At 64.4% G+C, this 11,942-nt stretch carries 12 protein-coding genes and 1 pseudogene; 4 read left to right on the forward strand and 9 right to left on the reverse strand.

Going from position 1 to position 11,942, the window contains the following annotated elements; all coding sequences use genetic code 11:
* Positions 1-102: 102 nt before the first annotated feature.
* A pseudogene (locus H3H45_RS00605) lies at positions 103-813 on the forward strand (transporter associated domain-containing protein); the annotation flags it as partial.
* Here the strand turns inward: H3H45_RS00605 and H3H45_RS00610 are convergent.
* The 5 genes from H3H45_RS00610 to H3H45_RS00630 are packed head-to-tail and all read right to left on the reverse strand — an operon-like array spanning position 764 to position 4,083.
* Positions 764-1,519, reverse strand: coding sequence for an SGNH/GDSL hydrolase family protein (locus H3H45_RS00610; RefSeq protein ID WP_182831850.1), 756 nt, complete (start codon positions 1,517-1,519; stop codon positions 764-766). The pseudogene H3H45_RS00605 and the gene H3H45_RS00610 sit on opposite strands and share 50 nt — an antisense overlap.
* The gene (purT, locus tag H3H45_RS00615; protein WP_182831851.1) at positions 1,519-2,700 is read right to left on the reverse strand and encodes a formate-dependent phosphoribosylglycinamide formyltransferase; all 1,182 of its coding nucleotides are present in this window, start codon (positions 2,698-2,700) and stop codon (positions 1,519-1,521) included. Before purT ends, H3H45_RS00610 begins: the two co-directional genes overlap by 1 nt.
* A gap of 33 nt (positions 2,701-2,733) precedes the next feature.
* Positions 2,734-2,940: a DUF1289 domain-containing protein gene (locus H3H45_RS00620; RefSeq protein WP_173209119.1), complete on the reverse strand. Its 207-nt coding sequence runs from the start codon at positions 2,938-2,940 to the stop codon at positions 2,734-2,736.
* Positions 2,940-3,464 carry a gamma carbonic anhydrase family protein gene (locus tag H3H45_RS00625; RefSeq protein WP_173209121.1) on the reverse strand — a complete coding sequence of 175 codons (525 nt, stop codon included), beginning with the start codon at positions 3,462-3,464 and terminating at the stop codon, positions 2,940-2,942. The genes H3H45_RS00620 and H3H45_RS00625 overlap by 1 nt, the downstream gene beginning before the upstream one ends.
* Positions 3,465-3,474: 10 nt before the next feature.
* Positions 3,475-4,083 (reverse strand): CoA pyrophosphatase, encoded by a 609-nt coding sequence (locus H3H45_RS00630; RefSeq protein WP_182831852.1) that lies wholly within the window; start codon positions 4,081-4,083, stop codon positions 3,475-3,477.
* Between the two features lie 137 nt (positions 4,084-4,220).
* Between H3H45_RS00630 and H3H45_RS00635 the strand changes: the two genes are divergently transcribed.
* Positions 4,221-4,766, forward strand: a complete 546-nt coding sequence (locus tag H3H45_RS00635) for an NUDIX hydrolase (protein WP_182831853.1) — start codon at positions 4,221-4,223, stop codon at positions 4,764-4,766.
* 68 nt (positions 4,767-4,834) lie between these two features.
* Positions 4,835-5,065 (forward strand): DUF2789 domain-containing protein, encoded by a 231-nt coding sequence (locus H3H45_RS00640; RefSeq protein ID WP_182831854.1) that lies wholly within the window; start codon positions 4,835-4,837, stop codon positions 5,063-5,065.
* A gap of 6 nt (positions 5,066-5,071) precedes the next feature.
* Here H3H45_RS00640 and H3H45_RS00645 read toward each other — a convergent pair whose 3' ends face one another.
* Complete coding sequence (locus tag H3H45_RS00645) at positions 5,072-5,995, reverse strand: DUF6929 family protein (protein ID WP_182831855.1); 924 nt, start codon at positions 5,993-5,995, stop codon at positions 5,072-5,074.
* Between the two features lie 215 nt (positions 5,996-6,210).
* Between H3H45_RS00645 and H3H45_RS00650 the strand changes: the two genes are divergently transcribed.
* Complete coding sequence (locus H3H45_RS00650; RefSeq protein WP_182831856.1) at positions 6,211-6,714, forward strand: L,D-transpeptidase family protein; 504 nt, start codon at positions 6,211-6,213, stop codon at positions 6,712-6,714.
* A gap of 261 nt (positions 6,715-6,975) precedes the next feature.
* On the opposite strand, the gene H3H45_RS00655 is transcribed toward H3H45_RS00650, so the two are convergent.
* The 3 genes from H3H45_RS00655 to purL form a co-directional block, all read right to left on the reverse strand.
* A complete protein-coding gene (locus H3H45_RS00655) occupies positions 6,976-7,293 on the reverse strand; it encodes a Nif3-like dinuclear metal center hexameric protein (protein WP_182831857.1) in 318 nt (105 codons plus the stop codon).
* 189 nt (positions 7,294-7,482) lie between these two features.
* Positions 7,483-7,782, reverse strand: coding sequence for a CDGSH iron-sulfur domain-containing protein (locus H3H45_RS00660; RefSeq protein ID WP_328822203.1), 300 nt, complete (start codon positions 7,780-7,782; stop codon positions 7,483-7,485).
* 66 nt (positions 7,783-7,848) lie between these two features.
* Positions 7,849-11,745 carry a phosphoribosylformylglycinamidine synthase gene (gene purL, locus H3H45_RS00665; RefSeq protein WP_182831858.1) on the reverse strand — a complete coding sequence of 1,299 codons (3,897 nt, stop codon included), beginning with the start codon at positions 11,743-11,745 and terminating at the stop codon, positions 7,849-7,851.
* Positions 11,746-11,942: the final 197 nt, after the last annotated feature.

Raw genomic sequence — 11,942 nt, forward strand, 5'->3', positions numbered from 1 at the left:
TACCTCGGTCTGACCAGTCGCGCCGCCCGCACCCGTGGTGCACCAACCCGTGAGCGGCGGCGCAAACCGCGCAGCCTCAGTGCCCAGGAAGCCCGCCAGCAGCGTCAGTACGCCCTGCTCGAACTGCTGGAGCTGGAGAAGGTCACGGTCGATGACATCATGATTCCGCGCAGCGAAGTCATCGGCATCGACCTGGATGACTCGCTCGAACAGATCGTCGAGCAACTGCGCGGCATCAGCCATACGCGTCTGCCGGTGTTCCGTGGCGATATAAATCAGGTCGAAGGCATCGTGCATATGCGTCGCCTGGCCAGCCTGCTGACGCAGAACCGGCTGAGCCAGCAGACCCTGCTGGAAAGCTGCAAGCCACCCTACTTCATCCCCGAAGGCACGCCACTGGCAACCCAACTGGTGAACTTCCAGAAGGAAAAGCGTCGCCTGGGCCTGGTGGTGGACGAGTACGGCGACGTGCTGGGCATCGTCACTCTGGAGGATCTGCTCGACGAGATAGTCGGCGACTTCAGCCATGAAGATGGCGAACACAATCCGGATATCCAGCCCCAGGCCGACGGCACCCAGATCATTGATGGCACGGCGAATATCCGCGAAATCAACAAGAGTCTCGGCTGGCGCCTGCCCAGCGAAGGACCGAAGACCCTCAACGGGCTGATCACCGAAGCTCTGGAGACCATCCCGGATTGCCCGGTGTGCCTGCGCATCGGCCCTTACCGCCTGGAAATCCTCGAATCCAGCGAGAACCGGGTCAAACGCGTGCGGCTGTGGCAGACCCAGCCGGGCCGGGCGCGGCACTAAGCCCGAGCGCCAATCCCTCACCCCACACCCGATAGCCCAGCGCCGAGGGATGGTAGCCATCGAGCGCCAGGTAATCGGCGGCGAACTCCAGCACCAGACCCTGATACTCCACCCCTTCTTCCAGGCAGACCCGGCGCAGATGGCGATCCATCAGGGACGCGCGCCAGCCCAGCAGCTTGCGCAGCAGCCAGGGCAAGGCACTGAAATGCTCGATCGGCGGCACACCGGTAAACACCACACGGCAACCACCCGCCGCCAGGCTGCGACTCAGCTGGCGCAGGGAATCGTCCCAGGTCTGCAGTGAACTCAGGTGCGTGGTGTCATTCACCCCGAACACCAGCACAGCCAGATCCGCCGGCTCGGCCAAGACCTGGGGCAACAGCCGCTGACAGGCCTGCGCGGCGGTGATGCCATTCTCCCCGCAAGCCCGCCAGGCCACCGGACGTTGCAGGCGCACGCTCAGCGCCTGGGCCAGCTGCCCGGCCAGGGCCGCCTCCTGCAACTCGACCCCGACACCGGCCACCGTGGACTCGCCAAGCAGCAGCAAGCGCAGCGGTGGCGCGTCAGCAGCGCCGACCAGACCACTCTGGGCACCCGCGGCGGGCAGCAGGCGCAAGGCCGTACGCCGCGTCCACAGTGCCTGTGGCAATACCACCGGCAGCAGGGCCAGAGTCAGCCCCCACCAGCCCAGCGCACGCAGGCGCATCACAGTTCGACGCGTACCGCCTGGGCCGCGCGAGTGGCCTTGGCGCGGGCCGCGTCGATGCTTTCATCGCGGGCCAGGGCCACGCCCATGCGCCGCTGGCCGCTGACTTCCGGCTTGCCGAACAGGCGCAGGGCGGTATCCGCCTCGGCCAGGGCCGCGCCGAGGTTGGCGAAGCTGACCTGCTGCGACTCGCCTTCGACCAGGATCACCGCCGACGCCGACGGCCCCAGCTGGCGAATCGCCGGGATTGGCAGGCCGAGAATGGCCCGCGCATGCAGGGCGAATTCGGACAGATCCTGGGAGATCAGGGTGACCAGCCCGGTGTCGTGCGGCCGCGGGGAAATCTCGCAGAACCACACCTGATCGCCCTTGACGAACAGCTCCACGCCGAACAGGCCACGCCCGCCCAGCGATTCGGTGACCGCCAGGGCAATGCGCTCGGCCTCGGCCCGCGCCTTGGCGCTCATCGGCTGCGGCTGCCAGGATTCCTGGTAATCACCCTTGACCTGGCGATGACCCACCGGCGCACAGAAGGTGGTGCCGCCACTGTGGCGCACGGTGAGCAAGGCGATTTCGTAGTCGAAGTCGATAAAACCCTCCACGATGACTCTACCCTTGCCAGCGCGCCCGCCAGCCTGGGCGTAATCCCAGGCGGCCTGCAGGTCGGTGGCGCTCTTCAGCACCGACTGACCCTTGCCGGAAGAACTCATGATCGGTTTGATCAGGCAGGGGAAGCCCAGCTTCTCGGTCGCGGCGCGACACTCTTCCAGCGAGTCGGCGAAGAAATACGGCGATGTTGGCAGGCCCAGCTCTTCGGCGGCCAGGCGACGGATGCCTTCGCGGTTCATGGTCAGCTTGGCCGCGCGCGCACTGGGAATCACGGTAAAGCCTTCGGCCTCCAGCTCGACCAAGGTATCGGTGGCGATCGCCTCGATCTCCGGCACGATGTAATGCGGCTGCTCCAACTCGATCACCGCACGCAGGGCAGCGCCGTCGAGCATGCTGATGACGTGGCTGCGATGGGCCACCTGCATGGCCGGGGCATTGGCATAGCGGTCGACGGCAATCACCTCGCAGCCCAGGCGCTGCAACTCAATCACCACTTCCTTGCCCAGCTCGCCAGAGCCACACAGCAGAACACGGGTCGCGGTCGGCGACAGGGGGGTACCGATACGGGGCATGCGGGAGTCCTCGTCAGACAGGCAAAGGGGAATTCAGTGGGTGGCGGGCTGCTGGATAAACTGCCCGGCGGCGCGAGTGCGCTCGACGCAACGCGCCAGCACCAGGCGGCGCTCGGCATTGTCCATGCGCCCCCAGCGGGTGATCTCGTCTGCCGTGCGCTGGCAGCCGGTACAGATGTCCTGCTCATCCAGCGCGCAGATGCTCACGCAGGGCGATTTGACCGGACGCTCGAGTTCCATCAGTCCTGATCCTCGACCAGGTCGCGGGCATAGCGCTGGGCGTTGTGCACGTAATGAGCGGCGCTACCCTCAAGCATCTTCTTCTGCTGTTCGGTCAGCTCGCGCACCACCTTGCCCGGGCTACCCATGACCAGGCTGCCGTCGGGAATCTCCTTACCCTCGGCGATCAGGCTGTTGGCGCCGATGATGCAGTGCTTGCCGATTTTGGCGCCGTTGAGGATTACCGAATTGATGCCGATCAGGCTGTAATCGCCAACCGTGCAGCCGTGCATCATCACATTGTGGCCAACGGTGACGCCCTTGCCCAGGGTCAGCGGAAAGCCCATATCGGTGTGCATCACAGTGCCGTCCTGCACGTTGCTGTTCTCGCCGATATGGATCAGCTCGTTGTCGCCGCGCAGCACCGCGCCGAACCAGACGCTGGCACCCTGCTCCAAGCGCACCTTGCCGATCACTGCCGCCGTGGGGGCGATCCAGCTGTCGGGGTGGGCGTCGACGCGGGCATCGCCCAGGCGGTACTTCATGGTTGGCTCCTTACAAACGGATGATCTTGACCGAGGACTTCGGCGGCTGGTTCAAGTCGATGCCGGCATCGAACACCAGATTGACCAGCTCGACGATCATCACCGCCGTCAGCCCCCAGATCTTGTAGTTGTCGTAGTGATAGCAGGGCACATACCAGCTGCGCCCTTCGTAATCGATGCGATGGGTGACCTCGCGCGGGTCGTCGCAGAAGAAGCGCAGCGGCACGGCAAAGACCGCGGCGATCTCGTCATCATTGGCGCGGTACTCGACGAAGTCCGGCACCACCCCGACATAGGGCGTGACCTTGATGCCGAAGCGCGAGACCAGCGGGCTGAGCGGGCCGACCATCTCCACCAGGCCCGGCGGCAGGCCGACTTCTTCCTCGGCTTCGCGCAGGGCGGTGTGAATTAGGTCGCGGTCTTCCGGGTCGCGGCGACCACCGGGGAAGGCAACTTCGCCGCCGTGGGTGGAGAGGCCGCTGGCACGCAGGGTCAGCACCAATTCCGGCTCGTCGCTACGGGTCAGCGGCAACAGCACGGCGGCTTCGGGCAGGCGCTTGTCGGTCTCCAGAATGCGTGGCGTATGGCTGCGCACACGGTGGAGCAGCTCGTCGAGCATGGCTCATTCTCGGTCTTTTTTTCTAACCGGCATGATGGCATGAAAGCCGGGGGCCGCCCAAGCCCTGCCCCGACGGGACAACTTGCCGGTAGCCCTCCTGTAGCGCGAAGATGGGGTCACTGAAGAAAGGAGCCGGCATGAATTTTTGCAGTCACTGTGGCAACCCGGTGGAACAGCGCATTCCGCTCGGCGACAACCGCCTGCGCTTCGTCTGCCCGCAGTGCCAAACCATCCACTACCAGAACCCGCGCATCGTCGCCGGCTGCCTGCCAGTATGGGGCGAGCAGGTGCTGCTGTGCCGTCGCGCCATCGAACCGCGCCGTGGTTTCTGGACCCTGCCGGCCGGCTTCATGGAAAACGGCGAGACCCTGGAACAGGCCGCGGCCCGCGAGACCAGCGAGGAAGCCTGCGCACGGGTGCGCGAGCTGAATCTGTACACCTTGTTCGACCTGCCGCACATCAGCCAACTGTACGTGTTCTTCCGGGCCGAACTGGTTGATCTGGACTTCGCCGCTGGCGAGGAAAGCCTGGAAGTGCAACTGTTCCACGAGCATGAAATCCCCTGGCAGGAGCTGGCCTTCCCGACCGTCGGTCGCACCCTGAAATGCTACTTCGCCGATCGCCGCGAGCAGGTTTATCCGATCCGCAATGAGGGCATCGCCGCACTGCGCCCACGCAGCTGAGTAGCGCGTCGGCAGCTATAGTCCTTGCTTGTTATCCAGCAACGGCCCCGCGCCCGAAAGGAGCACAGATGGACACCAGCGACCACAGCCTGAGCACCCTGTTCAAGCAACTCGGCCTGCCGGCCGGCAAGGCCGGTATCGAGTCATTTATCCGCGACCATCATCTGCCCGAAGGCCTGGGCCTGGCACAGGCGCCGTTCTGGAACGAATCCCAGGCGGCGTTTATTCGCGAGGCCCTGAGCAACGATTCGGACTGGGCAGAAAGGGTCGACGAGCTGGCCTTGCTGCTGTCCAAGTAGGCCGAATCAGCCTGGTAAATCCAGCTCCAACTCCAGCAGGCTGGCGGCAATCTGCGGGTCATCGGCATCGGTGACCAGGCTCAGCAACACTCGCTCGCCACGCTGCTGCACGGCGAGCCCCTCGACTTTCCACTGCGCATCCAGAGTGGCCAGCCGGCGTATCTGGCCATCGGCTTCGACGAGGCCGATGATGGCACCCAGGCAGGCGCCATCGCGATAGCTGTCCGTCGTATTCTCCGCCACCGCACTGAACAGCCAGCGCCCGTCGGCCAGCGCCGCACCATCGGTAAAGCCCAAAGCCACGCCCTGCAGCTCCCCCAGCGCCAGGGACTCCACGGTTTCCGGCATCGGTACCTCACCGCGCTCGCCCAGCAGCCAGGCCTGCAGCGCCGACCAGGCAAAGCGTACGGCTGCATTCGCCGCCTGCCCCTGGTTACCGCGCTGCAAGAGGATGAAATGCTCGCCCAAGAGGAAAGCGCCTTCGATATTCAGGTCGGCGAACTGTGCGTGTAGAGGCTGGTACAGCGCGCCCAGGTCGATCCGGCGTGGCGCACCCTGCACCGCGCCCCGCGCATCCAGCATCAGCAACACGGCCTGCTGGCGATTAGGCTTGGAGCCCGAACCCAGGGCCAGCAATGCGCCGTGCGGATAGCCGGGCATGGCTGGCAGCAGCGCCAGGGTTTCCAGATCCGGCTTCTGCGCCTTGCGCTCGGCCTTCCCCTCGGCCAGCTCACCGGCGAACAGGCGCAGCAGCTGCCCCGGCGCCGCATCACCCTCGGCGAAGACACCCAGATGCAGCTCATCATCCGCCACCACATACAGCTGGCCCGCACAACGCACCAACGCACTGGCTGCGCTCAAGTGCAGGCGACCCACCGGGTGCTGGCCTGGCGCCAGGCTCAGGTGCCGAAGAAACTGAAGCTCAGCCATGAACCCATCCTTCTGTAGTCATGAGCCGCAATCAGAACAGGCGCGCAGCGTGCCTGTCGACCTTATTCACCCGGCAACACACGGAACCGCTGGCTGCTGGCCCAATGGCACTACCGACAATCCCCGGATGATTGAACATCGGCGCCGGCATAGGCAGACTCTCGCCCTATAACAACCTGTTCGCTCAGGCCTCGGAAACACTTTGGAATATCGCAATGCGCTGGTTGCTCGCCACCCTCTGTTTCACCCTCATCGGCTTGGCCAACGCCTCCACAGCCCCGACCCTGCAAGGCAAGTCGATCGACAAGGTGCTGGTGGTCAAGTCCGAGCGCAAACTGCACCTGATGGGGCGTGGTGAAGTGCTCAAGTCCTATCGCGTATCGCTGGGCAAAGAGCCCAAGGGCCCCAAGCTGCGCGAAGGTGACAGCCGCACGCCGGAAGGCTTCTACTGGATCGACTGGCGCAAGACCAGTGAGAAGTTCAATCTGTCCATGCACATCTCCTACCCCAACGCCCGCGACAGTGCCAACGCGCGCAAGAAAGGCGTACCTGCAGGCGGCATGATCATGATCCATGGCACGCCGCTGGATGACGAATATCCCGAGTGGTATTTCCACACACTCGACTGGACCGAAGGCTGCATCGCCATGCGTAATGTCGATATGCGCGAGGTGTGGCGCCTGGTGCAGGACGGCACGCTGATCGAAATCCGCCCCTGAGGCGCTGTTGCGCGCCGGCAAGACTCCCAGAGGCCTCGGCCTGGCAATGGAACTCGACGTCAGTCTGTCGACCTCGCACAAGCTGCGATCGAGAAGCTGATCGCCCCAGGCCTGGGGCGAGTTCCAGCACCACCTGCGGCACCATCGATATGCGCCCGAACGTCGCGGCAGATGTCTCGCGAATCAGCATTTCCGCCAGGTAAAGACCACAAAGCCCCTACCTGCCAATGCAAGTAGGGGCTTTGTTTATATCGCTGCGTATTAAAACTGCAGGTCGGAAAGCCGCCACACCTCGAAAGCCGGAGTTTCGTAGGGATGGGCTTTTTTCATCGCCTTGACCGCGTCATGCAGCAGCTCATCAGCCACCACCAGTTCGACTTTCCACTCGGCCACCTGCTGCACCTGACCCTGCACACCGAGGAAAGGCTCGCTGCCTTCCAGCGGACGGTACTGCCCCTGCCCCAGGGTCTGCCAGCAGCAGCTGTCGTACTTGCCGATACGCCCGCCGCCCGCGGCAAAAACCGCTAGCTTGACCGGATCCAGATGGCTTTCCGGCACATAGAAACACAGCTTGTACATCGGCTTCTCCAAGGCACATCGACGAATACGGGAGCTTCACAGCACTGAAACCCACCCTGCCATAGTGATAATGGCATTTTGCCTTATCTCGCTTGCGTGGCACAGTTTGCAACTCTGCATTGGAGTACTGGGAAAGGGGATAGTCCATTTCCTGATTAGAGCAATTAGCTATAAGCAAGCAATGCTTAATCACCCTGAGCTAAAACGTCGCCAGCGCGCCCGCAAGCCATCAACCGGCGGATTATGACTGCCGTCGCAATAAGGCAAGCGCTGTGATCGACCACAGCGGCACAGCAGCAGGCGTTGCTCGCGCACAGGCTCGAGGCGCAGGGCCTCCGGGCAAAAAGAAGAGCAGTCGGGAAGCGCGGACGAACGCCCGCAGCGGCAAAGCAAATGAGTCTCGCCGGGTTTGACCTGGCGGACTTCGGGGAGAATGAGGGTGGGGTGTTCGGAGTCTGACACTACTGCCCTCTCCCGCCCTTCGGCCACCCTCTCCCACGCTTCATGAACAAAGAATGGGAGAGGGTCATCAGAAGGGCCGCAAGCGGCCCGCTGTTAGTCCACCCAGACGCGGGCGTTGCGGAACATGCGCAGCCAGCCAGCATCTTCCTGCCAATCGTCTGGCTTCCAGGAGTTCTGCACGGCGCGGAACACCCGCTCCGGGTGCGGCATCATGATGGTCACGCGGCCGTCACGGCTGCACAGCCCGGTGATCCCGCGCGGCGAGCCGTTGGGGTTGGCCGGGTAGGCTTCGCTGACCTTGCCGTAGTTGTCGACGAAGCGCAGCGCCACGGTGCCGGACAGATCCGCCTCGAGCAGGGCTTCCTCGCTCTCGAACTCGGCATGCCCTTCACCGTGGGCGATGGCGATCGGCATGCGCGAACCAGCCATGCCACGCAGGAAGATCGACGCCGACTCCTGCACCTGAACCATGGCCACGCGCGCCTCGAACTGCTCGGAACGGTTGCGCACGAAGTGCGGCCAGAACTCGGTGCCCGGGATCAGCTCGTGCAGGTTGCTCATCATCTGGCAGCCGTTGCACACGCCGAGAGCGAAGCTGTCCTTGCGCTCGAAGAAGCCCTGGAAGGCATCGCGGGCACGGCTGTTGAACAGCACCGACTTGGCCCAGCCCTCACCGGCACCCAGTACGTCGCCGTAGGAGAAGCCGCCGCAGGCCACCAGGCCTTTGAACTGTTCCAGGCTGACGCGACCACTGAGGATGTCGCTCATGTGCACGTCGACCGCGGCGAAGCCGGCGCGGTCGAAGGCTGCCGCCATTTCCACCTGGCCGTTGACGCCCTGCTCGCGCAGCACGGCGATTTGCGGACGCACGCCCTTCTTGATGTAAGGCGCAGCGATGTCCTGATTGACGTCGAAGCTGAGCTTGGTCGACAGGCCTGGATTGTCCTCGTCGAGGATATTGTCGAATTCCTGCTCGGCGCAGCTGGCGTTATCGCGCATGCGCTGGATCTGGTAGCTGGTCTCGGCCCACTGGCGCTGCAACAGGCGACGCTGGCCGCCGAACACCGGCTCGCCATTGAAGCTGATGGCCACGTCGCTGCCGTTGATCGGCTGGCCGATCACCGCCACGCAATCCCCCAGGCCGGCGGCGCTGAACTGCGCCAGCACTTCCGGGGAGGCATCCTGATGCACCTGGATCACCGCGCCGAGTTCTTCGTTGAACAGCACGGCGGCCAGCTCGGAGCTGTCGTCGGCCAGGGCATCGAGGAACAGGCTAAGACCGCAATGGCCGGCAAAGGCCATCTCCAGCGCAGTGGTCAGCAGACCGCCGTCGGAACGGTCGTGGTAGGCCAGCAGGTGACCGTCAGCATTAAGGCCCTGGATCACGGCGAAGAAGGCTTTGAGGTCTTCGGCATCATCGACATCCGGCACGCTCTGGCCGAGCTTGCCGTAGGTTTGGGCGAGGATAGAGCCACCCATGCGGTTCTGTCCGCGACCCAGGTCGATCAGGATCAGGTCGGTCTCGCCCTTGTCCAGACGCAGCTGCGGGGTCAGGGTCTGGCGAATGTCGGCGACCGGGGCGAAGCCGGTGACCACCAGCGACAGCGGCGAGGTCACGGATTTCTCCTGGCCCTCTTCCTGCCAGCGGGTCTTCATCGACATCGAATCCTTGCCCACCGGGATGGTGATACCGAGTGCCGGGCACAGCTCCATGCCGACCGCTTTCACGGTGTCGTACAGGCGCGCGTCTTCGCCCGGGTGGCCGGCAGCAGCCATCCAGTTGGCAGACAGTTTGATATCGGACAGCTTCTCGATGCGCGACGCGGCCAGGTTGGTGATGGTCTCGCCAACCGCCATGCGCCCCGAGGCCGGAGCGTCGAGCAGGGCCAGCGGGGTGCGCTCGCCCATGGCCATGGCCTCACCGGTGTAGACATCGAAGCTGGTGGCGGTCACGGCGCAGTCGGCCACCGGTACCTGCCACGGGCCAACCATCTGGTCGCGGGCAACCAGGCCGGTGATGGTGCGGTCGCCGATGGTGATCAGGAAGCTCTTACTGGCCACGGCCGGGTGATGCAGCACGCGAGTGACGGCTTCGTCGATATCGACGCTGGCAGCGCTGAAATCATCGCCCTGTTCGGCTTCACGGGTGACGCTGCGGTGCATGCGCGGCGGCTTGCCGAGCAGCACTTCGAGCGGCATGTCCACCGGCTTGTTGCCGAAGTGGCTGTCGTTGACGGTCAGGTGCGGCTCGGCGGTGGCCTCGCCGACTACGGCGAATGGGCAGCGCTCGCGCTCGCAGATGGCCTTGAAGCGCTCGAAGTCGGCGGCATCCACCGACATGACATAGCGCTCCTGCGACTCGTTGCACCAGATTTCGTGCGGGGCCATGCCCGGCTCGTCGTTGGGTACCGCGCGCAGTTCGAAGCGACCGCCACGGCCGCCGTCGTTGATCAGTTCCGGCAGGGCGTTGGAGATGCCGCCAGCGCCGACGTCGTGGATGAACTTGATCGGGTTGTGCTCGCCCAGCTGCCAGCAACGGTCGATGACTTCCTGGCAACGACGCTCCATTTCCGGGTTGTCGCGCTGCACCGAGGCGAAGTCCAGATCGGCGGAGCTGGCGCCGGTGGCCATGGAGGAGGCGGCGCCGCCACCCAGACCGATGAGCATGGCTGGGCCACCGAGCACGATCAGCTTGGCGCCGACCGAGATCTCACCTTTCTGCACATGATCTTCACGGATGTTGCCCATGCCGCCGGCGAGCATGATCGGCTTGTGGTAGCCGCGCACCTCTTCGCCGCGCGGGCTGTTCACCGCCTGTTCGAAAGTACGGAAGTAGCCGGTCAGCGCCGGACGACCGAATTCGTTGTTGAACGCGGCGCCGCCTAGCGGGCCTTCGATCATGATGTCCAGCGCGGTAACGATGCGATCGGGCTTGCCGTATGGCATTTCCCAGGGCTGCTGGAAACCGGGGATCTGCAGGTTGGACACGGTGAAACCGGTCAAACCGGCCTTCGGTTTGGCACCACGGCCGGTAGCGCCTTCGTCGCGGATCTCGCCGCCGGAGCCAGTGGAGGCGCCGGGGAATGGGGCGATGGCGGTCGGGTGGTTGTGCGTCTCCACCTTCATCAGGATATGCACCGGCTCCTGGGTCGCGGCGTACTCGCGGGTCTCAGGATTGGGGAAGAAGCGTCCGGCCGGGTGGCCGACGATGACCGAGGCGTTGTCCTTGTAAGCCGACAGCACGCCTTCGCGGTGCAGCTCATAGGTGTTCTTGATCATGCCGAACAGGGATTTTTCCTGGCTCTGGCCGTCGATGTCCCAGCTGGCGTTGAAAATCTTGTGGCGGCAGTGCTCGGAGTTGGCCTGGGCGAACATCATCAGTTCGATGTCGTGCGGGTTGCGCCCCAGCTCGGTGAAACTCTTCACCAGGTAGTCGATTTCGTCTTCGGCCAGGGCCAGGCCGAGCTGGACGTTGGCTTGCTCCAGGGCCGCACGGCCACCACCGAGCACGTCCACCGCGGTCAGCGGCTTGGGCTGGGCATGGCTGAACAGGCCGGAGGCCTCTTCCATGGCACCCAGCACCAGCTGGGTCATGCGGTCATGCAGCACGCTGGCCGCAGCCTGAATATCGGCGGCAGACAGTTCACCGGCGACGTAATAGGCGATACCGCGCTCCAGGCGCTGGATCTTCGCCAGACCACAGTTACGGGCGATGTCGCTGGCCTTGCTCGACCAGGGCGAAATGGTGCCGAAACGCGGAATGGTGAGGAACAGGCGGCCGCTCGGCTCCTGCACCGGCACACTCGGGCCGTATTGCAGCAGACGGGCCAGGACTTGCTCTTCGTCGGCGGTGAGCACACCGGTAACGTCGGCAAAATGCGCGAACTCGGCGTACAGACCGGTCACAGCGGGGACCTGGGCGGTCAGTTGCTCGAGCAATTTGCCGTGACGGAAAGCGGAAAGAGCGGGCGCGCCGCGCAGGATCAACATCGTGAACAGCCTCTGGGAAGGGGTGTGCTTTGAGGCCGTGCATTCTAGCCTAAAGCGCCAGCCGACGGCACCCGTGCGCATGCAGCCAGGTTACAGCCTGCCGCCGGACGGCAAAATCACCGACAAATCGGCGCAGACCGCGCAGCGCCTAGCAGAGCCACTGCCGACTGTCGATATATGGCGCCCCCCAGGCTTTG

The organism is Aquipseudomonas guryensis (assembly GCF_014164785.1).
Classification (GTDB): Bacteria; Pseudomonadota; Gammaproteobacteria; order Pseudomonadales; family Pseudomonadaceae; genus Aquipseudomonas; species Aquipseudomonas guryensis.